This window comes from Desulfobulbus elongatus DSM 2908 (assembly GCF_000621145.1).
Taxonomy (GTDB): Bacteria; Desulfobacterota; Desulfobulbia; order Desulfobulbales; family Desulfobulbaceae; genus Desulfobulbus; species Desulfobulbus elongatus.
Genome location: NZ_JHZB01000044.1, coordinates 1 through 23,959, shown reverse-complemented (window position 1 = coordinate 23,959; position 23,959 = coordinate 1). Strand labels below are relative to the sequence as shown.

Genomic DNA, 23,959 nt, shown 5'->3' with positions numbered 1-23,959 from the left:
AACCCCTGTTCACCATGCATGCCATGAAGGAGCAGTTCCGCTTGTTCTGGAGCCAGGGCACGGCAGACCGCGCCAAATCCTTTCTCCTCAACTGGTGTTTCGATGCCCTGACCTCAAACATCAAACAGCTCTGCGCGGTCGGTTCAACGATCCTTGCCAGCATGCAGGGGCTGCTCGGCTATTACCCCCACAAGATCACCAACGGCCCCCTGGAAGGCCTCAACAACAAAATCAAGACCATGAAGCGCCAGGCCTACGGCTTCAGAGACATGGAATACTTCAAGCTCAGGCTCTATAACCTCCACAACTCCAGGTACCCGTTTGCCGGATGAACCACTTATGTATATGAGGAGGTTTTGAAACATGCCTTACAGGATACAATCAGACGGCCAATGGATGGCACAGGTGACGATCAGAGGCAAGAAACACCGTCACCGGTGCACAACGAAAAAAGAAGCGCTCCAATTCCTAGGGATGCCTGATAAAAACCCGTTCCACTCAGTGCAGCGGTTTGCCGAAGCACGGTTTGACCGCAGGGTGCCGACACTTGAAGAATTCTGGAAGGTGTACGCGGTCGCGGAAAATGACAAGGATCGACTGATGCTGTTTGCCTATCTCCAGACCGGAGCACGGCGGGATGAGTTGTTCCGGCTGAAATGGGCTGATGTCGATTTCCACAAAAAGCAGATTCGACTGATGTGGAGAAAAAACAATATCGGCGAATGGCGAGAATCTTGGCTGCCGATGACCGAGGAATTAGCCGACATGCTCAAAGTACAACGCAAGACCACCGGCCTTCTCGGTTATGTGTTCATGCGGTGCACGACCGACGGCAAATGGGTCCCTTATGAGGCCAGGGTTCAATGGATGAAGCGGCTTTGTAAACGAGCCGGTGTTGAACAGTTCGGGTTCCATGGCATCCGGCACCTGTTCGCCTCCATTCTGGCGAGCAAGAATGTGCCACTTGTTGAAATCCAGAAAATGCTCAGGCATGGATCGATCCAGACCACGGCGCGGTATATCCATACTCTCCAGGAAGGATCAAGAGAGGCTCTTGCCGCTTTGCCAAAACTGGAAGAACAGCAGGCTAGGAGGGCCATGTGAAGAAATGTTCACAAAAAGAAAAACCCACAGAGAACCCACACCAAAGGGTGTGAAGTACGCTGTGGGCTGTGAAACAATCACCAAGGATTGATAATACTTGGTGACCCCAAGGGGACTCGAACCCCTGTTACCGGCGTGAGAGGCCGATGTCCTGGGCCACTAGACGATGGGGCCGAAAAAAGTAGCCGTTATCTAAAATATCTCATTGGCTTTGTCAAGCACCTTTCGCGGAGAACACGAACTGAAGGAGATAATCTTGTCATCGAATCTCTTGAATCGCGTCTCACCCTTGTCTTGGCTCAGCGGGAATTGAACTGTATCGGCAGCATGCCACGTCAGAGCAATTCCATAGCGAGTTCAAAACCGATCTTGATCTCGAACGGCTGCCGAGCGGTAAGTTTGCCACCAATGCCCTGATGTGGCCCTGGGTGGTTTTGCCCACAACATTCTTCGCTTTATCGGCCAAACGGGCCTGATCGTCCCCTTTGGGCCGGTGCTCCATTCGGCCAAACGCCGACGGCTGCGCACCGTGATCCAGGAATTGATGTACCTGGCCGCACGGTTGCTGACCACCGGCCGGCAGTTGAAACTGCGTTTCAGCCGACATTGCCCGGCCTTTGCCGCCTTCAGCGCAGTGCACTCAGAGCTGATGATGGCAAACTGAGAAAAAACAACCAAAAGTCGGAATGCTACAGGGAACCCCTGTCCTGGTTCCTCGAAGATGCGGATTTTTCAATGAACAAGACCGCCCAGCTTGGCCGTAGCGTTCGGCGTATAAGCAACAGCATCAGCCCGAAAGGCTAACAATCGCCCCCGATAGACCTGAATGAGGAAATCCGGTCGGGGGGGGGCACGGATTCAGGTTGTTTACTTGGACGCAGTGATGTCCGGTTAAGAATTTGCAGGGAGACAAGGGGGAGAAAAAGTTGCGCAACATGTTAAAATTTCTTGACAAATCAACGAGGGGCCAACGCGGCCGTTTTCGTAAACATCTTTTTATTTCAAGGAGTTATGAAAATGACACCGCATCCCTTCGCATCAAGAAAACTGACCGCTCGCAGCTACAAACGCCTCTGCTCTCCACTCTGTTTGTCCCTGACTGGTCCCCCAAAGCTCACCTCCCGAGGCAACAGACCGCTGCAAATGGAATTTGAAGACCAACTTTTCGAAGCCATGAACGAACGCGGTCTCGAGCAATTCCTGCTGGTCTTTGAAGCCCTGCAACGGCAGGCCACTCAAGTGCTCCCCGACAAGCACCCGGAATTGGGTTCGTTGGTGGCTATCGACGGATCGCTGATTGATGCGGTCCTCTCCATGGATTGGGCCGACTACCGCAAAGGTGCCCAAAAAACCAAGACCCATATCGGCTTTGACCTCAATCGTGGAGTTCCCCGCACGATCTTCCTCACCAGCGGCAAGGACGGAGAACGTCCCTTTGTCGACCGAATTCTTGCATTAGGGGAAACCGCGGTGAGCGACCAAGGCTCCCAGAGCCATCACGATTTCGACCAACTCCAGGCGGCAGGCAAGCATTTCGTCACCCGTATCAAGGAGAACACTGTCAAAACCTGCCTTGAATCCTATCCCGTGGCTCCCGGGAGCATCGTCTTTTCTGACGCCAAGGTTCTGCTGGGCCGGGAAGGAGTGAATCAGCCGTACACCCCGCTGCGACTCGTCGGTTATACCGTCGAGGGCAAATCCTACTGGATTGCCACCAGCCGCTTCGATCTCACCGTCGAACAGATCGCCCTGATCTACAAGCTGCGCTGGCAAATAGAAACGTTCTTTGCCTGGTGGAAGCGGCGCCTCAAGGTGTATCACCTCATTTCACGAAGTCGCCATGGTCTCATGATCCAAATGCTTGCCGGCCTGATCACCTCTATCCTCTTGGCTATTTACTGTCAGGAGCAGCACGGCGAACCGGTTTCCATTCACCGAGTCCGCCAGTTGCGCAACCAAATCTTCAATGAATCACCAATAGAACGCTCTGACCCTACCACGCAGGGCCAGTCAAAACCGAAAATTATACATGCAAGCCTCTAACCGGACATTGCTGAAGGAAATTAGAAAAAACGGAAAAAATGGTGCACCGGGCCATGACCATGGCCGATGGTATAGGTAGTTCCGGCTCTGATGGCGCCGGTGATGTATTCCTTGGCCAGGCGAACCGCCTGTTCGACGGATTCGCCCCTGGCGATGAACGAGGCGATGGCCGAGGACAGGGTGCAGCCGGTGCCGTGGTTGTTGCGGGTGGCGATCCGTTCGCCCGGCAGGACCACCGTGCGCTGCTCTGTACTCATGTACAGGCAGTCGTTGCTGTCGCCGGTTTCCAGATGGCCGCCTTTGATCAGCACGTTGGCGCACCCCAGGGCGGTCAGGTCGGCGGCCGCCTGGGCAATGGCGGCGCTGGATGTCAGTTCGCGGCCAAGCAGGACCGAGGCTTCGGGCAGGTTGGGGGTGATCAGATGGGCCAGGGGAATGAGATGCTGCTTGAGCGCCGCGATGGCGTCGTCCTGCAGCAGTTTGTCGCCGCTCTGGGCCACCATCACCGGGTCGAGTACAATAGCGCGGACGTCGTATTTCTTTAAATATTCCGCAACAGTACGAATCAGATCCGCCGAGAAAAGCATGCCGATCTTGACCGCATCCACACCGATATCCGATAGAACCGCCTCCAGTTGGGCGGCGACGAACTCCACCGGCACCGCATGGATACCGGTAACGCCGAGGGTATTCTGGGCGGTGAGCGCGGTGATGACGCTCATGCCGTAGCAGCCGTTGGCGGCGATGGTTTTCAGGTCCGCCTGAATGCCGGCCCCGCCGCCGCTGTCCGAACCGGCGATGGTCAAAACCCGGCAGTATGTCTTCATTCGTTCCATGAGCAGTTCGCTCTATCTTGCTGAGTTATTTTTTTGTTGATGTGACGCCTCATTCTTAGAACAAGGGGCGGCAACCAGCGCCGAATCGGCTGCAACGGCTCATCCTCGGGTGATCCGACAGCGCGTGGCCAACTCGTCCGGAGTCAAGGTGTAGAGGGCGTCGAGCAGGTCGACCAGGAAGCTGCCAGGTCCCGCGGCCCTGGTCCCCGCGATCTCGCCGGCAAGGCCGAAATAGGCCAGTGCCGTGGCTGCGGCGGTGAGCGGGTCCCTGTCCACGGCCAGGAAGGCGCCGATCAGGGCGGTGGCCGAGCAACCGGTGCCCGTGACAACGGCCATGAGCTCGTGCCCGCCCTCGACCATCAGGGTGCGGCGGCCGTCGGTCACCAGGTCGGTGACGCCGGTGATGGCCAAGGTGGTGCCCAGTTCGCGGGCCAGCCGGGCGGCCCCGTCGGCCACATCGGCGATCGTGTGGGTCGCGTCGACCCCTTTGTTCGATCCATCCCGGCCCGCCAGCGAAAGGATTTCGGAAGGGTTGCCCCGGACAACGCTCACCCAGGTCTGGAACAGGATCGCCCTGGCGGCATTGGTCCGCAGGGCGGTGGCGCCGGCACCCACCGGATCGAGCACGATCGGCTTGCCCAGGACAGAGGCCCTGCGGCCGGCCTTGATCATGGTGATCACCCAATCGTCGGTGAGCGTGCCGATGTTGAGCACCAGCGCGCCGGCATGGTCGACCATCTCCTCCACTTCGTTGTCGGCATGGGCCATTACCGGCGAGGCGCCGCAGGCCAGGAGCGCGTTGGCGGTGATGTTCATCACCACCAGGTTGGTGATATTGTGGATCAGAGGCTTACTGGCTCGTAATTTTCGCAGATTTTCCGCGGCTTTTTCGGCAAGTGCGGGCATGGACGACCTCGGTCGGTAACAAGGCTGTGGTTGAGTCGAGGCAAGACAAGGCAAACGGTGCGGAACCATGCAAGCGATGCCCGTCGTTCCGGGGAACGATGGATCTGTGCGCGTGACCACGCCCCCGGACCACATCCTGCCTGACCGGTGGAGAAGAAAATCTGTCTATAGAGGATGCAACTGCGGGTGTCAAGGCGAACCTGGTGGTGCTGCCTCGCGCGGTAACCAAGGAAAAACCGGCGGGTGCTCACCGGTCGAGGGTGACGCGGGAAGAGACGGGGACGCCCGCGGGAAAGATCTGGTTTCCGCCTGCGGGCACGATGCCGAGAAAGTGCAGGCCACCAGCAGCCGCGGCCCGGTAATCGGCCATGGCGTCGCCGATGAACAGGCAGCGGTCCGGCGAGAAACCGTGGCGGGCAAGGATGTCGGCGACGATGGCCGGCTTGGCCAGGGGCGAACCGTGGACCTCGGCGAAATAGGGGGCCAGGCCCTTGCGGGCGACGATCAGCCGCATCTCGTCGCCGGGCGTGCCGGAAACGACGAAGGCGGGAATGCCGGCCTGCTTGAGCTGTTTCAGGGCGTCCAGGGCGCCGGCGATCAGGGGCGCAGCCACCACCTCTTCCAGGACCAGGGCGGAAAATCTCCGGCCCGCCTGGTCGAGTTCCGTCTCGGTCAGGAAGTGCCCGGCAAGGGCGGCAAAGCAGTGGCGAATCTTCTCGTGCCGCGGCATGCCGCCGTTGTCCAGGTGATAGCGGACCACCGCCTCCTGGACCGCGGCGCCGTAGGGGGCGAACAGGGTGGCGAAGGCCCGGACCTTGACCTGGGTGGAATCGGCGATCACCCCGTCGAAATCGAAAAGAACCGCCTGCCAGGAAGGTGGAATTGGCTGCATAACCGTTCAGAAAAAAGAGGGGGTGGAAAGGTGGATAGGCGCGGCCCGCGCTCCGGCTACGAACTGCACGACAGCATGGAGCAGCCCGGACGGTGGCGGGCCCACTCGGGCCGTTTGCCGGCGAACCGCTCTCTGCCCGGCTGCTCGTCGTAGGGGCGGCGCAGGACCTCCAGCAGTTCGTCCACCAACGAATACTCCCCCTCCAGCACTTTGTCGATGGCCAATTGGGCCAGATAGTTGCGCAGCACATACTTGGGATTGACCGCATGCATCCGTTGCCGGCGTTCGTCGTCGGCCAGATGGTCGTGGCGCACCCGTTCGGCATAGCGGTCAAGCCAGGCAGCCAGCCGGCCGCGATGGGCGATGGTCAGTTGCTCCGGCCAATAGAAGGCCTCCTGAAGAGGAGCGAGCCGGTTTTTTGCCGGGATGCCGGCAGCCGTGGGCACCAGGGCCAGATGCCGGTAGAACAGGGTCATGTCGGTTTCGACCTCGGGGAGCAGGCGGAGCAGGTCGCGGAAGAGGGGCCGGTCCTGTTCCGGCTCGAAGGCGGCGAGGCCCAGCTTTTCGGCCATCATCGCCTCCCAGCCGTCCTCGAAATGGCGGGTGTAGTCCTGCACAGACTGCGCCAGCGGCTCGACTGCACCGACCAGCGGCGCAAGCGCATCGGCCAGTCGGGCCAGGTTCCACTGGGCGATGGCGGGCTGGCGGCCGAAGCAGTAGCGGCGGCCCATGGCATCGGTGGTGTTGGGGGTCCAGGTGGGATCGTAATCCTCCAGCCAGCCGTAGGGGCCGTAATCGATGGTCAGGCCGTGGATCGACATGTTGTCGGTGTTCATCACCCCGTGGACGAAACCGATCCTGAGCCAGTGGACCATCAGGGCGGCGGTGGCGCGGCAGATTTCGTCGAACCAGCGGGCGTAGACCTCGGGCGAGGGCTCGCCCAGATGGGGGAAATAGGTGCGGATGGTGAAGTCGGCCAGTTGCCTGAGAATATCGAATTCGCCTCGGGCGGCGAAGAGTTCGAAATTGCCGAAGCGGATGAACGACGGCGCCAGCCGGCAGACGATGGCGCCGGGTTCCTCCTCGGGGTGGCCGTCGTAGAACATGTCGCGCTCCACCGGGTCGCCGGTGAGGATCAGGCTGAGGGCCCTGGTGGTGGGCACGCCCAGGTGGAACATGGCTTCGCTGCACAGAAACTCGCGCAGCGAGGAGCGCAGCACGGCCAGGCCGTCGGCATTGCGGGAATAGGGGGTCGGGCCGGCGCCTTTGAGTTGCACCGTCCAGTGCTCACCCCGGCTGTTCACCGCTTCGCCCAGGTTGATCGCCCGGCCGTCGCCCAGTTGTCCGGCCCAGTTGCCGAACTGATGGCCGCCGTAGCAGGCGGCATGCGGGTCCATGCCGGCCAGGAGGTGGTTGCCGGAAAAGACGCGGGCAAACAGGTCGCTGCGGCAATCGGTCTCGGTGAGGTCGAGCAGGGCCGCGGCCTCCCGGGAACAGGCCACCAGGCGCGGTTGGGCGGTATGGACGGGCAGTACGCGGGAATAGCAGGCGCCGTACACCTGCCGCCGCGGGTTGTCGGCGACCGGATCGGCGGGCAGCTCACGGGTGAAGCGGTTGTCGAAACGGAGTGCGGCCAGCGCTGCGGCTGGGGGTGGCACGGGTCGGCTCATCGGATCTTCTTCCTTCAAAGAAAAGGGCGGTTTGTTTGGTCAGGGCGCGGGAGCGCGAAAGGCTTGCGGCCCGGCCGCAACCGGGGTATTGCTTGCTGCCATGCAATCGATCAAACCCGTGCTGGCCGCCCTGACCATGGTCTTCATCTGGTCCGGATGGATCACCCTCTCGCGTCACGGCGTCCACACCGAACTCCAGCCGGCCGATATCACCCTGCTGCGCTACTGGACCGCCCTGCTGACGGTGGCACCGTTCGCCCTCCGTTATCCCTGGCGCCGGTTCCGGCTCTGGCAGCATCTGGTGGTGGGTCTCGGCGTCGGCTTTCCCTACACCATGCTCTCGTTCTACGGACTCAAGGTGCTGCGGGCCGCCCATGCCGGCGTCGTGGTCAACGGCATGCTGCCGGTCCTGGGCGCCGTCGCCGCCTGGCTGCTGTTCCGGCAACGGCTGGCACCCCACCGCTATGCAGCCATCAGCCTGATCTTCGCCGCCAATATCGTCATGACCGGCGGCTCGATCTTCGCGCTGGACCGGATGACCGGCATCGCGCTCCTGCTGGCCGCGGCGGTCTGCTACACCGGCCACATGACCGGCATCCGCCTCTGCGGCATGAACTGGCAGGACGTGGTGGTGATCGTGCCGGTGGTCAACGTGGCGATCTTTACCCCGTTGTGGTACCTGTTCCCCACCGGTTTCGCGCGGGCTTCCCTGCAAGATATGGCGGTCCAGGCCGTTTATCAAGGTGTGGTCGTCAATGTCCTTGCCCTGATCTGCGTGGCCTACGCCATCCGTCATCTGGGAACGATGACTGTGTCCCTGTTCATGTCCTTCGTGCCGGTAACCACGGCCCTGTTAGCTTGGCTTCTCTTGGGCGAGGCGCTCAACCCCTGGGAACTGGCGGGAATTTTCGGCTGCTCGCTGGGATTGCTCTGGTATGCCAGGGAACCGAGGTCGCGGGCTTTGACGGCAAAACCAACCGCCGGGGCGAAGAGGGAATGAGGCGAAAAGGGGGGAGAGAACCGTCAAGGGTGGCGGTGCGTCTCCATGGGAGGGGGAGGAGCCGGACGGTCTACAGCACCCGCATCTTCAGGACACCGATCCCCTTGTTGGCGAGCGAAAGCTTCTTGGCCAGGCCATAGCTGAGATCGATGTCGCGGCCCTTGTGAAACGGACCCCGGTCGGTGACCACGGCTCTGGCCTTCTGCCCGGTGCGCGGATTCTCCAGTTCGACCCTGGTGCCGATGGGCATGGAACGGTGGGCTATGGTGGCGGCGTGCATGTCGAATCGCTGGCCATTGGCCATCATTTTGCCGTGGTGCTGGGTGCCGTACCAACTGGCGACCACCTTTTCCTGGCGGTTACCATCGCCGCACCGCTTTCCGACAGGCAGGCGAATTGCCTGGCCGGCGCGGAGCTTGGCGGGATCGGCGATATTGTTGCAGCGCAGGACCGTCGCCGGATCGACCCCGTAGCGTTCCCGCGCCAGGTCCCAGACGGTCTCGCCTTTCTGCAGGACATGCATGGCTGCACCTTGCGACGCCACCGGAACCGTGGCTGCACTGCCGCGCCGGTCTGCGTTCCGGAGGGCCGCCTGTTCTTCGGCCAGGAACGCCTGAAAACTGGAGGCGACCACCAGGGGCGAACCGGTCCGGATGGCCCCTTTTCCGGAAACGGACGAGGCTCCCCGGCTGGCCCGAGGGCCGCCTGCACCCGATTTTTCCCGGGATGCCGCCGACCGGTGGCTTAACGATGTAATGCCGGTGTTCGTTTGCATTTTGTCGTCCATGTGCTGCCTTCCCGCTCCGTGACATGCGCCACGGCAATGCCCCGCTTTTCTTCCTATCGGTTCTCAGCCGGGACGAATTAAGCGCAAATCGGTGATCGGCCGGAGAAGCAGCGGGATATTTCCCTGTGAAGGCCTTGCCGCATTTTTTTCTCAACATGCGCCGCACACCGGCCGATACATCTGATAAGGAGTGATCTGTTCCGGAAGTTCAGGAAGAACGGCCGGCCGGAACACCTCCGGACATGACTGCGAGTTGTTACACGATATGATGAAAGGACTCATCACTGGATATCCACAGGAGGGATGTATGCGATTCAGAATCACGAAAAAGCATGACGGCTCGGTGTATTCCATTGTTGTCTCAGGAGAAATCGATGACGATGCCGGTTGGGACCTGCTGCAGATCGCCCAGACCATGGTGCGCATGCCCCATTGCCGGGAATTGGTGCTCGACCTGCGCGGCGCGATGATCGACGACGATGTGTCGGTGTTCAATACCGACACCCTGGTTTCGGTTTTCGAGGAAGGGCTACTGCACAAGGACAGCACTTTGGTCGTCCGGTTCCGGGACGACAGCGAGATTCGTTTGTGCTCCGACCAGCTGCCGCTGGAACCGGCGCAGCCGTATGCCAATGTACGTCTTGACGAAGCCAAACTGTACGGCAAGGCGATGAAATCGCTTGAGCAGGAGGCCAAGTTGCTGACCCATTGACCGTCGACGGACCGGAACAGTACCATGCGGACATCCCCTTGGCCGACCGGGCCATGGGGATTTTTTTTATGCAGGAGGACGATCCGGGGTGTGCCGGGACGGGCCGCCTAGAATTCGATGCCCTGTTGCGCCTTGATGCCGCTGGTCAGGGGATGTTTGACCGCCTGCATCTCGGTGACGAGGTCGGCGGCGGCCACCAATTGCTCCGGGGCGTACCGGCCGGTCACCACCACCTGCTGGCCGGGCGGGCGCCCGGCGAGGACGTCCAGGCACGGATCGAGGGGCAGCATGTGGTAGTGGAGCAGGTAGGTGAACTCGTCGAGCACCACGGTATGATAGCGCCCGGAAGCGATCGCGCCGCAGGCGAAATCCCAGGCCTCGCGGGCCAGGCGGGCATCCTCCTCGATATTGTCCGATTTCCAGGTGAATCCCCTGCCCATGACATGGAAATCGATCAGTCCGGCAAACCGCTTGACCGCATCGAGTTCGCCGTAGTGCCAGCCGCCCTTGATGAACTGGATGAAGCACACCTTGAGGCCGTGCCCGGCGGCCCGCATGGCCATGCCGAGAGCGGCGGTGGTCTTGCCCTTGCCGTTGCCGGTGAACACGATCAATAATCCCTGGGGCATCTGGATCTCCTTTTTTGGGATGAGGGGGTCGATACGGCCGCACCGACCGCGTCGGCACTGGTTCAGGCCGCCAGCGTCCGGCGCATGCGGTCGACGTGGCTGCCGGCCCAATAGATGCGGTCGCAGCTTCGGCACCGGTGAAATTCCTCGAAATAGCGGATGGTGAGCGGTTCGAGCCGGTGGAGGATGTCGCTCTTGGCCACCGGTTCGAGCAGGCCGTTGCAGTCGAGGCAGCGGGTGAGGGCGCGCGGTAGCGCGGCGATGCCAAACAGGGCCAGCACCTCGCGCAGTTGCGCGGTCACGGCCTCCGCTCGGATGGCCCGGCCGAAGACCACCTGCCTGCGCTTGAGCAGATCCAGGTTGCGGCTGAGCAGGACACGCGGTTCGCGGGCCAGCGTCCGCAGCAGGTCCGGCACCTGCCACAGGCGGTTCGAGAGAGTGTCGAAACCGGCCATCCGCAAGGAGCGGGCGAGCCGGCCAAGCGTGCCGTCGACCAGGAAGGCGAGGCCGGGGAGGGGATCGGGACGGAGCAGGGTGGGCCGGGTCACGTCCCAGGGTGCGGTCACGGGTAGAATGTCGAATCGCTGCCCTGCCCCGACCGGGCAGGAGAAATCCATTGGCCTGCCGTCGCAGTCGATGCCGCCGATTTCGGTATGGGGCGGGCCGAAAGCCTCGATCACGTCCTTGATCGAGGCGGCGCGGGTCACCGGCAGGCGGATCGGCTGCCCGGACCGCCACCGGGGGCGGAGCAGGGGAACGAGATCGCCGTGGAAATGAAAACAGGTCTGCATCCGGTCCTCCTTGCGGTCAGGCGGGTTGCCGGTGTGAATGCCTTCCCTGAAACGCGCCCCCGGCTACGGGATCAGCTCGATGGGATTGGAAACGGCTTCCGCAGGCATCTGCTCGAACGGTTTTTCGCAGAATTCCACTTTGACGGTGTATCGTCCCGGCGGCAGGTAGGCCGGCAACGAGGCGGTCAGAAAACGGGCGGCTTTGCGGTCGCCGATCCGGAGGCAATCGTTCTCATCGGTGTGGTTGAGACGGATGCCGGTGACCGGGGTGGCGGCATCGCCGGCGCGGAAGATTTGGATGATCGGATGAACGCCGAAATCGAAATCGCTCAGGCTGGAAAAGGCCAGCCGGATCGGTTCCTTGGGGCGGTAGCGGTCGAAGTCGGTGGAGAGATAGAGGTGGCGATTGTAATCCGGTTCCTTGGTGCGCGTGCCGGAAGTGGCCGCCTCCCAGAAGCGGGGTTTGCCGGCGTCGAGATGCACGACCTTGCCGCCGTAATGGCCGATGCCGCCGCAATTCTTGGCCTTGATCGTCCGCCACAGCCGCTTGCCGTCGACTCCCGGCAGCCAGAAGTCAAGGGCCATGCCATCCTGATGGGTGCTGGTGCGGGCGGCGTTGTTGCCTTTTTCGCGGATGTGCTGGTTGTACTCCGGGCTGCGGTAGGCGGATTCGATGTGGACGGTCTTGCCGGGGGCCATCCGGTCGACGAAATAGCTGAGCATGAACAAAAGCCGGGGAGAGATGTGCTCGCCCTTTTCTTTGGTGGGAAAGTCGAAAACCCAGTCCACCTTGGTGAACGCCTCCTCGTTGAAGGAGCCGTCCTTGTTGAGCAGACTGACCTTGGCCTCGCGGTTGTTGCGCAGGTTCTTGAGGTGCAGGTTGCCGCTGCCCATGAGAAAAAAACGGCCCGGCTGCTGGTCGGCATGGGAGACGCCGGCGAGTAGGAGAACGCAGGCAAGGAGGATGCCTGCGAATGTGCGGAAGCGAAAAGGAAGGTGCATGGCGTTCTACTGGTTGCGGTCTCGGCGGCGGTGAGGGAAAAATGGAGGGTTCGGTCGGTTATTCGGGGAGATGTTCGACCACGATATTCTTGGCGCGAATGGCCGCCTTCAGGTCGTCGCGGATATGTTGCCTGCTTCTGATCTGGAGTTGCAGCCACAAGCGCCATTCTTCCCGCCGGTCGGCGCCCGGTGAGCCGGGTTCCAGCGGCGGGCTGTTTTCCAGTTGCACCCTGGCCTGCTGGATCTCGCCGGTCAGCCGGTCGTACTGTTCCTGAAACGATGCCAACTCCCTGATGGTGGCGTAGTCGATGGTGAGGGGGGTGTCCCCGGTCGTCTGTGCCATGTCTTCACCGCCTGTGCTGACCGATTGATTCAATGGTCGGAAAGGTAGGCCATGGGAGAAAAAAATGCAACCGACAAGGTGGGTTTGCCGGCTTGTAAGCGCGCATTTTCCGGGATGGCGTCCGGTGCGCCCGGTAGATGGAAAATCGGTCATTCCACCCGTTGGCACACGCTTTCCACTGCCTGCCATTTGTGCAGCAACCGCTGCTCGGAAACCGGCTGGGCCGTCCCCAGTTCCGGGGCGAAGAGCGAAACCCGGAATTCCTCCAGCAGCTCGCGGTATTCCTGCTGACAGGTCAGGCAGGCCGGGGTGGGATTGTTGAAGCGGGCCATCTGGGCGATCCTGGCCTCCGGAATCCGCAGCCGTTCGGCCTTTTTGTCGTCTTTGCCCGGTGCGTGCTCGGCCCGTTCGACCCGAAAACTGAGCGCCTGGAGATAGCGGAGCTTGTGACGCAGGTCACCTGTGTTCCAGGTGCGGAGAAAGTCGGCCGGCACGATCCGTTCCAGGGCGGTGATGTAGTCGTTGTGCCGTTTTTCCTGGTAGCTCTTGTCCGCCTGCGCCCGTGCGGCCCAGGCCATGATGCGGCTGCCCACCGCCCGCCGCTGCCACAACATTTCGGTGATCGCGGCGAGCAGCGCGCCGGCAATGCGGAGCAGGCCCTGTTCGCCAGCGCGGCGGACCGTCTCCTTGAACTGCGCCAGGGTGGGCAGCTCACCGGTGGCAGTGGCAAAGAGATCGTCGAGGAGAAAGGCTTCGAGATCGGCCCGCAGCTCGGCCGCCGAGCCCGTGCGGCCCAGGCTGAGCCAGGAGGCGGAATGGCCGGTGACGGCGTCCTTGCACAGTTTGCGGAGCGCGGTCATCTCCCTGGCGAAATGGCGACCGTACAGGGCGTGCAGCCCCCACCGGTTGAGTCGCCTGGCCTGCGACTGGTCGTCAAGGTAGCGGAGGACCACGGCCTGCCGCCGGGAATCGATATCCAGGGCCGCGAACGCGAGTCCGGCGGTCCGGCCGTCCGGAGCGGCCAGGGTCAGGGTGCGGGCAAAGGTATCGAGATCGTCCTCGGTTATGTCCCGCACAGGGGGCAGGGACGGGGAAGCGGCGGTTGCCCGGTGGCTCGCCTCTGTCGAGACTGCCTCGTGCAGTTCGGTGAACGACCGGCCGACAGCGAGCGTTTTTCCCGCGTCATCAAAAACGAGAAACCGCATGCGCAGGTGGGGCGGCAGGGTGTCGGCCTGCCAGTCGCCGCGCTGCACGGCCACCTGATAGCTCCGCAGGATGCCCCGCTCCAGCTCCTGGTAGAGCGAACCCTTGTACAGGGTCAGTCCGTCCATGATCCGGTCGACCGCGTCGGGCAGGGGCACCAGCCGGCGACGCACCTGCTTGGGCAGCCGCCGGCAGAGCAGGAGCAGCTTTTCCGGCAGCAGGCCGGGCACGAGCCACTCGAAGATCTGGGGATTGAGATGGGCCAGGAGCCGGTCGGGAATACGGACCGTCACCCCGTCCGCCTCGTCGCCTGGGGCAAAGAGATAGCTCAGTTCCAGTTCGAACTCGCCGGCCCGGAGCGTGGCGGGAAAACGGTACAGTTCCTCGGCATCGGGCAGCGCCAGGCAGATGTCCTCCTCGGCCATGCGCAAGAAGGCATCGTTTTTCTTGCTCCTCAGCAGCCGGTTCAGGGTGAAGCGGTCGTACACCTTGCCCAGGCGGGCGTCGTAAAACTGATACAGGACCTCCGGGTCGACCACGAGATCGCGGCGGCGGAACCGTTCCTCCATTTCCTCGAACCGGGCGACCAGGGCCGTGTTGTGTTCCAGGAAAGGGTAGCGTCCGCCCAGTTGATTGTCGATGAGGGCCGTGCGAATGAAGATCTCGCGAGCCTCCTGCAAGGTTTTGTCGTTGATCCGGCCGTATTCGACCTTGCGGCCGGCGACGATGGGCAGGCCGAACAGGCTGACCCGCTCCAGGGCGAGGACCTTGCCGCTGCGCTTCTCCCAATGCGGCTCTGACCAGGACCGCTTGCACAGGGGGCCGCCCAGCCTCTCCAGCCAGTCGGGCTGGATGGCGGCCACGGTGCGGGCGAACAGCTGGGTGGTCTCGACGAATTCGGCTGCCACCGCCCACTGCGGGCCCTTGTTGTAGAGTCCTGAACCGGGAAAGAGGATCACCTCCCTGTTGCCGGCGGCGAGATAGGTGTTTTTTTCTTTTTTCAGGCAGATGTTGCGCAAAAACCCGCTGGTAAGGGCGATGTGGATGGCCTCGTAGCCGGCGGCTTCCCGGTTGATTGTGAAACCCTTATGCTCGCGGAGCAGTCGATTAATCTGGTCGTGCACGTCCATCCATTCGCGCATCCGCTGCCAGGAAAGAAAATGGATTTTGCAGAAGCGCGACAGTTGCGACTTCGACGGCGCCTCCCCGCCGGGAACGAAAAATGCATTCCAAATGTTGAGCAGGGTGAGGAAATCCGAGGTCTTGTCGATGAACTGCCGATGGGCCTCGTCGGCCTTGTGTTCCTTGTCCGGCGGCCGCACGCGCGGGTCCTGGATCGACAGGGCTGCGGCCAGGACGGTGATCTCGCGGCCGGCGCCCAAGGCCATGGATTCGATGATGATCCGGGAGATGCGCGGGTCGAGCGGCAGCTTGGCCATCAGGCGGCCGTTGGCAGTGAGTCGGTTTTCGCCGACGATGGCGCCCAGTTCCGCAAGCAGCCGGTATCCCTCGCGGATGGCGGTGCCGGGCGGCGGGTCGATGAAGGGAAAGCGGCTCGGGTCGCCCAGGTGCAGGTCGATCATCTGCAGGATGACCTCGGCCAGGTTGGCGCGCTGGATTTCCGGCGGGGTGAAGGGATCGCGGCTGTGGAAATCCTCCTCGCTGTAGAGGCGGATGCAGGTGCCCGGCCCGGTGCGGCCGCAGCGGCCGCGGCGCTGCTCGCAGCTGGCCTGGGAGATGCGACTCACCTTGAGGCTGGTGGTGCCGGTGCGCGGGTTGTAGCGGGCGATCCTGGCCAGGCCGGTGTCGATCACGAAGCGGATGCCGGGAACCGTCACCGAGGTCTCGGCCACGTTGGTGGCGACAATGATCTTGCGCCGCACGGCAGGCCGGAAGATCTTGCGCTGATCGGCGGCGGGCAGGCGGCCGAACAGCGGCAGCAGCAGGCAGGTGTCGGCCAGGTGCCGAAGGCCGTCGAGGGTGTCGGCGATGTCGCGCTCCGTGGGCATGAACACCAGAATGTCGCCCCCGAGCGGCTCGCGGCTCAGCTCCTCGACCGCGGCGATGGCCTGGTCGACATAGGACAGATCGGGTTCGTCCTCGTCGACGGCCTCGCGGTAGAGGGTGGTGATCGGGTAGGTGCGGCCCGACACCGGGATGACCGGGGCCTGGTCGAAATGGCGGCTGAACTGCTCGGCGTCGATGGTGGCCGAGCTGATGATCAGGTGGAGATCGGGCCGGATCGACAGCAGGTTCTTGAGGTAGCCGAGCAGAAAATCGATATTGAGGCTGCGCTCGTGGGCCTCGTCGACGATCAGGGTGTCGTATTGCCGCAACTGCGGGTCACGGCGAGTCTCGGCCAGCAGCACCCCGTCGGTCATGAACTTGATCAGGGTCGCCTCGGTGGTGCGGTCGTGGAAACGGATCTTGGCCCCGACCAGTGCCGGCGCCCGCATCTCTTCCGCCACCCGGTCGGCCACGGCCAGAGCGGCGATGCGGCGCGGCTGGGTGCAGCCGATCATGCCGTCCGTCCCTCTGCCGGCCTCCAGGCACATCTTGGGCAACTGGGTGGTCTTGCCGCTGCCGGTGTCTCCGATGACGATCAGTACCCGGTGGGCACGGATGGCGGCGACGATATCTTCCCGCCGCTCGCTGACCGGCAGTTCGGAGGGATAAGAAAGATGCATGAAATTATGGAAATTTTGTTGAGGATGCCGCAACGTTCGGGGTACAATCACCCATCTGCCGCCGGTTCAAGGCCTCTATACTTGAATTTTGCGGCCAACACATCCGAAATCATCTCATCGCACAGCGAGGGCACATGAAAGCGATCAGAAAGGCCGTCATTCCGGTGGCGGGATTGGGAACGCGGTTTCTGCCGGCCACCAAGGCCATCCCCAAAGAAATGCTCACCATCGTCGACCGGCCCACCATTCAGTATATCGTCGAGGAGGCCGTGGCCTCGGGTATCGAGGAGATCATCCTGGTCACCAGCGCCGGCAAATCGGCCATCGAGAACCATTTCGACTACGATTTCCAGTTGGACACCATCCTGCGCGACCGTAACAAGGTACAGATGCGGGAGGAGTTGACCAACATCTCCAACCTCATCGACATCATCTCGGTGCGGCAGAAGGAGCCGCTCGGTTTGGGGCACGCCATCTGGATGGCCCGCAACGTGGTCGGCGACGAGCCCTTCATGGTCCTGTTGGGCGACGACCTGGTGATGAGCAAGGTGGCCTGCTGCAAGCAGATGATCCAGCTTTACGAGCAGGTGGGCGAATCGATCGTGGCCGTGCAGCGGGTGCCCCTGGAGGAGACCCATCAGTACGGCATTGTCGAGGGCGAGGCGACCGAGCACGAGCGGACCTTCAAGATCAACCGCATGGTGGAAAAACCGGCGCCCGGCACCTGCAATTCGGATATGGCCATCATCGGCCGCTACCTGCTGATGCCCGAGATCTTCGAACTCCTCGAAAAGACCACGCCGGGCCACGGCGGCGAGATCCAGTTGACCGACGCCCTGCTGGCCCTCGCCAACCGGCGCGGCATGTATGCCTACGAGTTCAGTGGCAAGCGCTACGATGCCGGCGACAAACTGGGCTATTTGAAGGCCATCGTCGATTTCGCCATGGCCCACAACAGCTTGGGCAAGCCCTTTCGTGAGTATCTGCGCAGGGTGTGCGCCGAATTGAATTGATATTTCGTTGTTTTCTGGATTGATGCGTCCGGTGGAGGTGCTGTACGAAGTCGCGGTCGACGCGCCGCTGGCCACCACCCTGACCTACAGCCAGCCCGTCGGGAGAACGGATGAGGAACGAGTCCCGGCGGGCTGTTGCGTTCGGGTGCCGTTGGGCCGCCGCCAAGCCATCGGCTATGTTCTGGGGCCGGCCGAGCCGCAGCCTGCGGATGCCCCCGCCTTTGTCGTCAAACCGATTGCCGAGGTGCTGACCGAGGCGCCGTTTTTTCCGGCGAGCCTCATCCCCTTCTATCGCTGGATTGCCCGCTATTATCACCATCCCCTCGGCGAGGTGCTGCGTACCGCCTTGCCGCTGGCCCCCACCTCCCGCGGCAGCAGCCGCCAGGTCAGGGCCAAAATGCGCCCGGTTCTGCTGCCGGGGCCGCTGCTGCCGCCTGTGATCGATCCCGAAGAAAGGCTTGCTGTCGACGAGATAGTCGATGCTGCTGAGGTAGCAGTTCAGGTTTCCCTGAAGCAGGCGGAACGGAAAACACTGACCCTTTTCTGCGAGGCCCTTATCCAGGGCAACCATCGGCCCGTGCCCCGCGCCCTGCTGCTGGAGCGTTATTCCGGCGCCGGTCCCAGGCTGAAGCGGCTGGTGGAGCTGGGTATTCTCGCGCAAATCGCCGAGCGGGTCTTGCGCGATCCGTTCGGCGAGGCGGAAGAGGCACAACCGCCGCCGGTCCGACTGACCGACGAGCAGCAGCAGGTGCTGGCCACCCTGCTCCCGGCCATGGATGCACAGGTTTTTGCCCCCTTTCTTCTCTTTGGCGTGACCGGCTGCGGCAAGACCGAGGTCTATCTCCGCGCCGTGGAGCAGGCACTGGCCGCGGACAAAACCGCGCTGGTGCTGGTCCCTGAAATCGCCCTGGCCAGCCAGTTGGAAGCCCATTTCCATGCCCGCTTCGGCTCCCGATTGGCGCTTCTGCATAGTGGGTTGAGCGATGGTGAGCGGTTCGATCAGTGGCAGCAGGTGCTGTCCGGCCCGGCCTGCGTGGTGCTGGGGGCGCGGTCGGCGGTCTTCGCCCCGCTGGAGCATCTCGGTATCGTCATCGTCGACGAGGAGCACGAACCGGCCTACAAACAGGAGGACGGCTTGCGCTACAACGGCCGCGACCTGGCAGTGCTGCGGGCGCAGATGGCCGGCTGCCCGGTGCTGCTCGGCTCGGCCACTCCATCGGTGGTCAGCTATCACCACTGCATGCAGGGCAAATACACCCTGCTGACCATGACCAAGCGGGTGGCGGCACAGCCCCTGCCCGCGGTCGAGATTGTCGATCTGGCCGCGGTCAGGCGATCCCGCCCCGATCTCGCCTTTTCCGACCAACTGATCGGCGCCATGGCCGAGACTCTGGAACAGGGCCGTCAGAGCCTGCTCTTTGTCAACCGGCGCGGTTTTTCCCCTTACATGGGCTGCCGCGACTGCGGCGCCATCCTCCAGTGCCGGCACTGTCACGTTTCCCTCACCCTGCACCGCGGCCAGCACACGCTGCTCTGCCATTACTGCGGCTTCAGGCAGCATCCGGCCACCCTCTGTCCGGCCTGCGGCTCGCCCCGGATCAGCGGCGGCGGCATCGGTTCGGAACGGATCGAGGAGGAGGTGCGGCAGCTCTTTCCTGAGGCGCGGGTGGCGCGCCTGGACAGCGACACCACCGCCAGTCGCCGGCACTATGCGGCCACGCTCAGGGCCGTGCGTTCGGGGCGGATCGATATCCTGGTCGGCACCCAGATGATCGCCAAGGGACTCCATTTTCCCCGGATCACCCTAGTGGGGGTGGTCTGGGCCGATACAGGCCTGGGGATGCCCGATTACAAGGCCGCGGAGCGTACCTTTGCCCTGCTCTCCCAGGTGACCGGCCGGGCGGGCCGGGGCAGCGATCCCGGCCGGGTGCTCATCCAGACCTACCAGCCGCGCCATTACAGTATCACCCTGGCGCAACGACACGACTACCCGGCATTTTACGAGCAGGAGATCGCGACGCGCCGGCCGCTCCATTATCCTCCTTTTTCCCGGCTGGTCAATATCCGGTTCAGCGGCAGGAAAGAGGAACGGGTGGAGCGGGCGGCGATCCAGGTGGGTCGCTTTCTCCACGAGCATCCTCTGGCGGGCAGGGGGGAGATTTTGGGTCCGTCGCCGGCGCCGCTGGTCAAGTTGAAGGACAAGGTCCGGTGGCAGTTGATGGTCAAGAGCGGATCGCCCGCAGTCCTGCACGAACTCTGCGAGGCGGTGCTGGCGGAACGGAGTAAACTCTGTCCCCACGACGTCACCATGGGGTTTGACGTGGATCCGGAAAATATGATGTGAGGGAAAAGGAACCGCCCACATAGGGGGGCCGGACAGGGGTGACGCCCCGGCGGCAAGGAGGGAGAACCGCCGGGGCGTCAGGGGGATGGAATGAAGGCGGGAGGAAAGTCGCTTACTCCATCGTCCGGTGGTGTCTGTCTTTCATGCCGTGGCCCGGCATGCCCTGGCAGCCGAAACCGTCGCCACCCAGGCCCAGACCCATGGTCATCGGCATGGGCAGTCCGGCTTCCTTGGCCTTGGCGCGCAGTTTCTCGCGCAGTTCGAAGAGTTCGCCGGCCACCTGGGAAGCCTTGACCGTATCCGGTGTGCCGGCCTTCAACAGGGCGCGCATCACCGCATTCTTTTCGGCCAGCTCTTTTCTGATCGCCACGGTATCGTTCAGAAATTTTTCATGCGCTTTTTGCAGTTCGGTGCTCATCTGGGTCTGATGGGGAGCGCCGGCCTGTTTGTCCGGGGGAGCCGGTTTGGCGGGCTCGGCCAGGGTTGCCTGGCTGATGGCCAGTGTCAAACCACTTGTGAGGATAGCTGCCAGCATGAGTTTCTTCTTGGTGGATGTCATTTCCATGGTCATCAACTCCTGGATTTTGAGGTTGAACGATAGCGAGTATGCCTGTCCTAAGCGACAACCGTGCCAGTTGAGGATGTTATTTTTTAACTTGTTGAAATAAAAAAATATTATGTCGGGTGAACCTTGGGCACCGTTCAGTCGGTTCGGCCCGCCATCCGGACGACTGTATCCATCCTATCCAACTGTCGAGGGGCGTTGTGGGTAAAATATATCCAGAGCAGGAAACGCGGCAAACCGGACCCGGAGACTCCGGTCGCAATGGGCGCAGCAGGTTGGCGCGTCTTTTTTCCCCTGGTGTGATCCTTGCAGAAGATGGCGGCATGATGACGCGATTCCTGCAACGGTTCAATCCTCAAGCCTCGATGGCTTCGTCGCCCTGGCTGCTCGCCGCGGCCGCCGGATTGCTGCTCATGATCGTGGTCACCTTCGCCTTCCACAATCTCCGGCTGGAAGAGCGGCTGATGACGAATTCCATGCTGCAGAAGGCCTCCACCCTGATGCGGGTGCTGCATTCCGGTTCCCGGGCATCCTATTTCAACGATCTCAGGAAGGATTTCTGGAACAATGAACCTTGGAACGTTCATATTCAACGGGTGATCGACCATCTCATCGAGGATCCGGAACTCTCCTTCGTTGCCTTGATCGACGCCAAGGGCAAGGTCATTGCGCACAGCAATCACGACCGGGTCGGTGCCAGCGAACCCTTCCTCCTCCCCAAGGAAGGGGAGGGCGAAGCCGAGGAGCATCCGCAGTTGTTCTACCGCATTGAGGATACCTCAGATTTTGGTCGTGTTTTTGCGACGATCCGCCATTTTCCCGCAGCTTTTCCCGCCATGGCCCCGTTGCTCGCGCGGCCGATGCATGAGGGGCAGAAGGGATTCATGGGGTCGATGTCCCGCGAACCGGAGGAACGGCGTCCGCCCCTGCGCATCTTTCCCGAGGGATTGTCGTCGGGTGGACAGCTCTATGTGGTGGTTGGGCTGGACATGAAGGAATTTGACCGTACCCTCGGACGGATGCGGATGCAGATCTTCATGCTCTCCCTCGCCATGCTGCTGGTCGGATTCGGCGGCTGGTTTTCCCTGTTGGCGGTGCAGGGATATCGGGTTTCCCAGAAAACGCTGGGTGATATGCAGGCGTTCACCTCGCTGCTGATCGCCAAGCTGCCGGTCGGCGTTATTGCCACCGATACCACCGGGAGGATCACCACCTGGAACAGGGCCATGGCCCAGCTGACCGGCATCGAACAATCCGGGGCGACCGGCAGGCGGCCGCAGGAAATTCTGCCCGAACAACTGGCAGCCCTGTTCCCGCCGGACGATCTGCCCCCTGGGCAGCAGATCTCCACCACGGAACATGCCGTGCGGCTTATGGTCGGCGGTCGGCGGTGCGAACTGCTCTGCCATCCCCTGACCATCGTCGACAGCGAACAGCAGTACATGGGCAAGGTGCTGCTGATTTCGGATGTCACCGAAATCAGGTCGATGGAACAGCGGATGCGGGAAAGCGAGCGCTTGGCGGCGGTGGGGCGGATGGCGGGCGGCGTTGCCCATGAGGTGCGCAACCCCTTGAGTTCCATCAAGGGGCTCGCGCTGCTGCTGAAAAACAAGTTTTCTGCGGGCAGCAAGGAACAGGACACCGCCGACCTGCTGATTCAGGAAACCGAGCGGATGAACCGGACCATCACCGAAATGCTCAGCTTCACCCGCCCGGCAGCCCTGCACCTGGGGCGGGTCGATCTGGCCGGATTGATGCGGCGCAGCTTGGAACTGATCAAGACGGAAGCGTCGGAAAACGGCGTGGAGACATTTCTGGATGCGCGGGCCGATCTGCTGCCGGTGTTGGGCGATGTCGACCGATTGCAGCAAGTGGTCATGAATGTGCTGCTCAATGCCCTGCAGGCCATGGAACTGGGCGGCACCCTGTCGGTGGCGCTTGCCAACGGCGTGGACGGTCAGTGGGTGGAAGCGCGGATTCGCGACACCGGTGCCGGGATCGCCCCGGATCTCCTGTCCCAGGTCTTTTTCCCCTATTTCACGACCAAGCAGAAGGGCACCGGTATCGGTTTGGCGATTTCGCAGAAAATCGTCGCCGAACACGGCGGCACCATCGAACTGGAAAGCGAATACGGCACCGGGACGACGGTGACGATTCAGCTCCCCGCCTACCGGCTCGAAGAGTGACGGAAGGCGGGAAAAGCGTGATCAGGGATGGGCGCCAGGATCGGGGGAGGCAAAATGCTGATTGAGGAATTCGCATTCCGCCGGGGTCAGGTCAAAGCGGAAGGCCGCCTCCCGCACCACTGCCTGCCGCTGTTTCTCCGGGTGTTCCCGGAGCGTTTCTCCCATCCAGGTCAATGCCTTTTTCAGTTTGGCCGACTTGGTCTGCACGGGTGATTGCGCGCTCATACGCCCCCTGTTTTTCCTCGATAGCGGTTGATTGTTCCTGTTTGTGCGATTACATTGTAGCTGACCGGCAACAAAGCGGCAACCTCGATGGAGACCCGTTGCGTACCGAGAGCAAGTCTTGACCGTCGACGAAGCGAGATGGTACAGTACGAAAAAACAAGGAACGATCCGGTTGCCATGGAGAGTCTGACGGGCCATTTTCTCATTTCCACGCCGCAGATGCCTGATCCCCGCTTTCAGGAACAGGTAATTTATATCTGCGCGCACAACGAAGATGGGGCCATGGGGTTGGTGATCAACAATCCCAACCCGGAAATCACCCTGTTCGACGTTCTCCACGGTTCCAATCTGGCCATCCCGGATGGCCCCTTTCCCCCGGTCTACATGGGCGGCCCGGTGGATGTCGACGCCGGCTTCATCCTGTATGCCACGGAAACCCCGGATCGCTATGCCGTCGAGGTGAAGCCCGGCATCTATCTGAGCCGCGACTCCCGTCTGCTCGAGGATATTTCACACGGACAGGGGCCGAGGCATTTTCTCTTCATGCTGGGGTATGCCGGCTGGGGTGCCGGCCAGTTGGAGGGCGAGCTCATGGATAACAGCTGGCTGACCGTCCCTGCCGATGTCGACGTCCTCTTTCACACGCCGGACGACAAGAAATGGCGAAAGGCCGCGCAGGTATACGGTATCGAGATTGCCACCTTCGGTGACATCATCGGTTATGCCTGAACGTTCGGCCCGTTTCGCCCCTGCCAGAGAACACCTGCGCCGGCCCCTGCGGACCGGCGATTTTTTTTGCCATGAACTCAAGTTTCAGGTGCGCCAGGCGAAGTCTGGCTGATCTTGTAAGCTGAAAGGAGCTTACCATAGTAATTGTCGGTTGACTATGTGATTATCTATAAATAACCATGACTTTGTTCAGGACAATCATGGCGGCTGCCAATGTGTTGAGTGCAATGTACGAGAGATCTGTCTTCTCGTATCGTGGTATCAATTTGCGAAACCGGTTGAACCATGAATG

At 62.0% G+C, this 23,959-nt stretch carries 21 protein-coding genes, 1 tRNA gene and 2 pseudogenes; 10 read left to right on the top strand and 14 right to left on the bottom strand.

Going from position 1 to position 23,959, the window contains the following annotated elements; all coding sequences use genetic code 11:
* Together Q362_RS0115890 and Q362_RS21200 are read left to right on the top strand one after the other, a co-directional pair.
* Nucleotides 1–332, top strand: a 332-nt coding sequence (locus Q362_RS0115890) for a transposase (RefSeq protein ID WP_035217062.1), incomplete at its 5' end; no start/stop codon positions are given.
* Between the two features lie 31 nt (nt 333–363).
* Complete coding sequence (locus tag Q362_RS21200) at nt 364–1,104, top strand: tyrosine-type recombinase/integrase (protein ID WP_051554409.1); 741 nt, start codon at nt 364–366, stop codon at nt 1,102–1,104.
* Between the two features lie 98 nt (nt 1,105–1,202).
* On the opposite strand, the gene Q362_RS0115880 is transcribed toward Q362_RS21200, so the two are convergent.
* Nucleotides 1,203–1,278: transfer RNA gene (locus Q362_RS0115880), tRNA-Glu, on the bottom strand.
* A 134-nt stretch (nt 1,279–1,412) separates the two neighbouring features.
* On the opposite strand from Q362_RS0115880, the pseudogene Q362_RS0115875 reads away from it, so the two are divergent.
* Together Q362_RS0115875 and Q362_RS0115870 are read left to right on the top strand one after the other, a co-directional pair.
* A pseudogene (locus Q362_RS0115875) lies at nt 1,413–1,768 on the top strand (transposase); the annotation flags it as partial.
* 353 nt (nt 1,769–2,121) lie between these two features.
* Nucleotides 2,122–3,147 (top strand): IS4 family transposase, encoded by a 1,026-nt coding sequence (locus Q362_RS0115870; RefSeq protein WP_028319464.1) that lies wholly within the window; start codon nt 2,122–2,124, stop codon nt 3,145–3,147.
* A gap of 20 nt (nt 3,148–3,167) precedes the next feature.
* Here the strand turns inward: Q362_RS0115870 and thiD are convergent, their stop codons facing one another.
* The 4 genes from thiD to Q362_RS0115850 form a co-directional block, all read right to left on the bottom strand.
* On the bottom strand, nt 3,168–3,974 hold the full coding sequence (gene thiD / locus Q362_RS0115865) for a bifunctional hydroxymethylpyrimidine kinase/phosphomethylpyrimidine kinase (protein ID WP_028319463.1): 807 nt from the start codon (nt 3,972–3,974) through the stop codon (nt 3,168–3,170).
* A 108-nt stretch (nt 3,975–4,082) separates the two neighbouring features.
* Nucleotides 4,083–4,889 (bottom strand): hydroxyethylthiazole kinase, encoded by an 807-nt coding sequence (thiM, locus tag Q362_RS0115860; RefSeq protein ID WP_028319462.1) that lies wholly within the window; start codon nt 4,887–4,889, stop codon nt 4,083–4,085.
* Nucleotides 4,890–5,136: 247 nt separating this feature from the next.
* The gene (locus Q362_RS0115855; protein ID WP_028319461.1) at nt 5,137–5,781 is read right to left on the bottom strand and encodes an HAD family hydrolase; all 645 of its coding nucleotides are present in this window, start codon (nt 5,779–5,781) and stop codon (nt 5,137–5,139) included.
* A gap of 56 nt (nt 5,782–5,837) precedes the next feature.
* Nucleotides 5,838–7,451 (bottom strand): protein adenylyltransferase SelO, encoded by a 1,614-nt coding sequence (locus Q362_RS0115850; RefSeq protein ID WP_035217057.1) that lies wholly within the window; start codon nt 7,449–7,451, stop codon nt 5,838–5,840.
* Between the two features lie 100 nt (nt 7,452–7,551).
* Between Q362_RS0115850 and Q362_RS21195 the strand changes: the two genes are divergently transcribed.
* On the top strand, nt 7,552–8,451 hold the full coding sequence (locus Q362_RS21195; RefSeq protein ID WP_051554408.1) for a DMT family transporter: 900 nt from the start codon (nt 7,552–7,554) through the stop codon (nt 8,449–8,451).
* Between the two features lie 70 nt (nt 8,452–8,521).
* Here the strand turns inward: Q362_RS21195 and Q362_RS22465 are convergent, their stop codons facing one another.
* Entirely contained in the window at nt 8,522–9,238 is a 717-nt protein-coding gene (locus Q362_RS22465; RefSeq protein ID WP_051554407.1) for a septal ring lytic transglycosylase RlpA family protein, read from the bottom strand.
* A 307-nt stretch (nt 9,239–9,545) separates the two neighbouring features.
* On the opposite strand from Q362_RS22465, the gene Q362_RS0115835 reads away from it, so the two are divergent.
* Entirely contained in the window at nt 9,546–9,950 is a 405-nt protein-coding gene (locus Q362_RS0115835; RefSeq protein WP_028319459.1) for a hypothetical protein, read from the top strand.
* A 107-nt stretch (nt 9,951–10,057) separates the two neighbouring features.
* Here the strand turns inward: Q362_RS0115835 and cobO are convergent, their stop codons facing one another.
* From cobO to hrpA, 5 genes are all read right to left on the bottom strand, one after another.
* On the bottom strand, nt 10,058–10,579 hold the full coding sequence (gene cobO / locus Q362_RS0115830) for a cob(I)yrinic acid a,c-diamide adenosyltransferase (protein WP_035217056.1): 522 nt from the start codon (nt 10,577–10,579) through the stop codon (nt 10,058–10,060).
* A 62-nt stretch (nt 10,580–10,641) separates the two neighbouring features.
* On the bottom strand, nt 10,642–11,370 hold the full coding sequence (locus Q362_RS0115825; RefSeq protein ID WP_028319457.1) for a Mut7-C RNAse domain-containing protein: 729 nt from the start codon (nt 11,368–11,370) through the stop codon (nt 10,642–10,644).
* Nucleotides 11,371–11,433: 63 nt separating this feature from the next.
* Entirely contained in the window at nt 11,434–12,372 is a 939-nt protein-coding gene (locus Q362_RS22460; protein ID WP_051554406.1) for a YcbK family protein, read from the bottom strand.
* Between the two features lie 58 nt (nt 12,373–12,430).
* Nucleotides 12,431–12,715 (bottom strand): hypothetical protein, encoded by a 285-nt coding sequence (locus Q362_RS0115815; protein ID WP_028319456.1) that lies wholly within the window; start codon nt 12,713–12,715, stop codon nt 12,431–12,433.
* Between the two features lie 149 nt (nt 12,716–12,864).
* A complete protein-coding gene (gene hrpA / locus Q362_RS0115810) occupies nt 12,865–16,605 on the bottom strand; it encodes an ATP-dependent RNA helicase HrpA (RefSeq protein WP_035217055.1) in 3,741 nt (1,246 codons plus the stop codon).
* Between the two features lie 134 nt (nt 16,606–16,739).
* On the opposite strand from hrpA, the gene galU reads away from it, so the two are divergent.
* Nucleotides 16,740–17,618: a UTP--glucose-1-phosphate uridylyltransferase GalU gene (gene galU / locus Q362_RS0115805; protein ID WP_028319454.1), complete on the top strand. Its 879-nt coding sequence runs from the start codon at nt 16,740–16,742 to the stop codon at nt 17,616–17,618.
* 7 nt (nt 17,619–17,625) lie between these two features.
* On the top strand, nt 17,626–19,962 hold the full coding sequence (priA, locus tag Q362_RS0115800; RefSeq protein ID WP_245590251.1) for a replication restart helicase PriA: 2,337 nt from the start codon (nt 17,626–17,628) through the stop codon (nt 19,960–19,962).
* 112 nt (nt 19,963–20,074) lie between these two features.
* Here the strand turns inward: priA and Q362_RS21180 are convergent, their stop codons facing one another.
* The gene (locus Q362_RS21180; protein ID WP_157470204.1) at nt 20,075–20,527 is read right to left on the bottom strand and encodes a hypothetical protein; all 453 of its coding nucleotides are present in this window, start codon (nt 20,525–20,527) and stop codon (nt 20,075–20,077) included.
* Between the two features lie 323 nt (nt 20,528–20,850).
* Between Q362_RS21180 and Q362_RS0115790 the strand changes: the two genes are divergently transcribed.
* Nucleotides 20,851–22,713, top strand: coding sequence for a two-component system sensor histidine kinase NtrB (locus tag Q362_RS0115790; RefSeq protein ID WP_028319452.1), 1,863 nt, complete (start codon nt 20,851–20,853; stop codon nt 22,711–22,713).
* A gap of 21 nt (nt 22,714–22,734) precedes the next feature.
* Here the strand turns inward: Q362_RS0115790 and Q362_RS0115785 are convergent, their stop codons facing one another.
* Nucleotides 22,735–22,938, bottom strand: coding sequence for a hypothetical protein (locus Q362_RS0115785; RefSeq protein WP_028319451.1), 204 nt, complete (start codon nt 22,936–22,938; stop codon nt 22,735–22,737).
* Nucleotides 22,939–23,115: 177 nt separating this feature from the next.
* Here Q362_RS0115785 and Q362_RS0115780 point away from each other — a divergent pair, with 177 nt between their 5' ends.
* Nucleotides 23,116–23,667: a YqgE/AlgH family protein gene (locus tag Q362_RS0115780; RefSeq protein ID WP_028319450.1), complete on the top strand. Its 552-nt coding sequence runs from the start codon at nt 23,116–23,118 to the stop codon at nt 23,665–23,667.
* A gap of 163 nt (nt 23,668–23,830) precedes the next feature.
* On the opposite strand, the pseudogene Q362_RS24900 reads toward Q362_RS0115780, so the two are convergent.
* A pseudogene (locus Q362_RS24900) lies at nt 23,831–23,959 on the bottom strand (IS5/IS1182 family transposase); the annotation flags it as partial.

Coding starts and splice junctions, on each gene's coding strand:
- Q362_RS0115790 (WP_028319452.1), top strand. CDS start 20,851: ATGATGACGCGATTCCTGCAACGGTTCAATCCTCAAGCCTCGATGGCT.
- Q362_RS21200 (WP_051554409.1), top strand. CDS start 364: ATGCCTTACAGGATACAATCAGACGGCCAATGGATGGCACAGGTGACG.
- Q362_RS0115855 (WP_028319461.1), bottom strand. CDS start 5,781: ATGCAGCCAATTCCACCTTCCTGGCAGGCGGTTCTTTTCGATTTCGAC.
- Q362_RS0115785 (WP_028319451.1), bottom strand. CDS start 22,938: ATGAGCGCGCAATCACCCGTGCAGACCAAGTCGGCCAAACTGAAAAAG.
- Q362_RS0115835 (WP_028319459.1), top strand. CDS start 9,546: ATGCGATTCAGAATCACGAAAAAGCATGACGGCTCGGTGTATTCCATT.
- Q362_RS0115870 (WP_028319464.1), top strand. CDS start 2,122: ATGACACCGCATCCCTTCGCATCAAGAAAACTGACCGCTCGCAGCTAC.
- hrpA (WP_035217055.1), bottom strand. CDS start 16,605: ATGCATCTTTCTTATCCCTCCGAACTGCCGGTCAGCGAGCGGCGGGAA.
- thiD (WP_028319463.1), bottom strand. CDS start 3,974: ATGAAGACATACTGCCGGGTTTTGACCATCGCCGGTTCGGACAGCGGC.
- galU (WP_028319454.1), top strand. CDS start 16,740: ATGAAAGCGATCAGAAAGGCCGTCATTCCGGTGGCGGGATTGGGAACG.
- Q362_RS22460 (WP_051554406.1), bottom strand. CDS start 12,372: ATGCACCTTCCTTTTCGCTTCCGCACATTCGCAGGCATCCTCCTTGCC.
- Q362_RS21180 (WP_157470204.1), bottom strand. CDS start 20,527: ATGGAAATGACATCCACCAAGAAGAAACTCATGCTGGCAGCTATCCTC.
- Q362_RS21195 (WP_051554408.1), top strand. CDS start 7,552: ATGCAATCGATCAAACCCGTGCTGGCCGCCCTGACCATGGTCTTCATC.
- Q362_RS0115815 (WP_028319456.1), bottom strand. CDS start 12,715: ATGGCACAGACGACCGGGGACACCCCCCTCACCATCGACTACGCCACC.
- thiM (WP_028319462.1), bottom strand. CDS start 4,889: ATGCCCGCACTTGCCGAAAAAGCCGCGGAAAATCTGCGAAAATTACGA.
- Q362_RS0115850 (WP_035217057.1), bottom strand. CDS start 7,451: ATGAGCCGACCCGTGCCACCCCCAGCCGCAGCGCTGGCCGCACTCCGT.
- cobO (WP_035217056.1), bottom strand. CDS start 10,579: ATGCCCCAGGGATTATTGATCGTGTTCACCGGCAACGGCAAGGGCAAG.
- Q362_RS0115780 (WP_028319450.1), top strand. CDS start 23,116: ATGGAGAGTCTGACGGGCCATTTTCTCATTTCCACGCCGCAGATGCCT.
- Q362_RS22465 (WP_051554407.1), bottom strand. CDS start 9,238: ATGGACGACAAAATGCAAACGAACACCGGCATTACATCGTTAAGCCAC.
- Q362_RS0115825 (WP_028319457.1), bottom strand. CDS start 11,370: ATGCAGACCTGTTTTCATTTCCACGGCGATCTCGTTCCCCTGCTCCGC.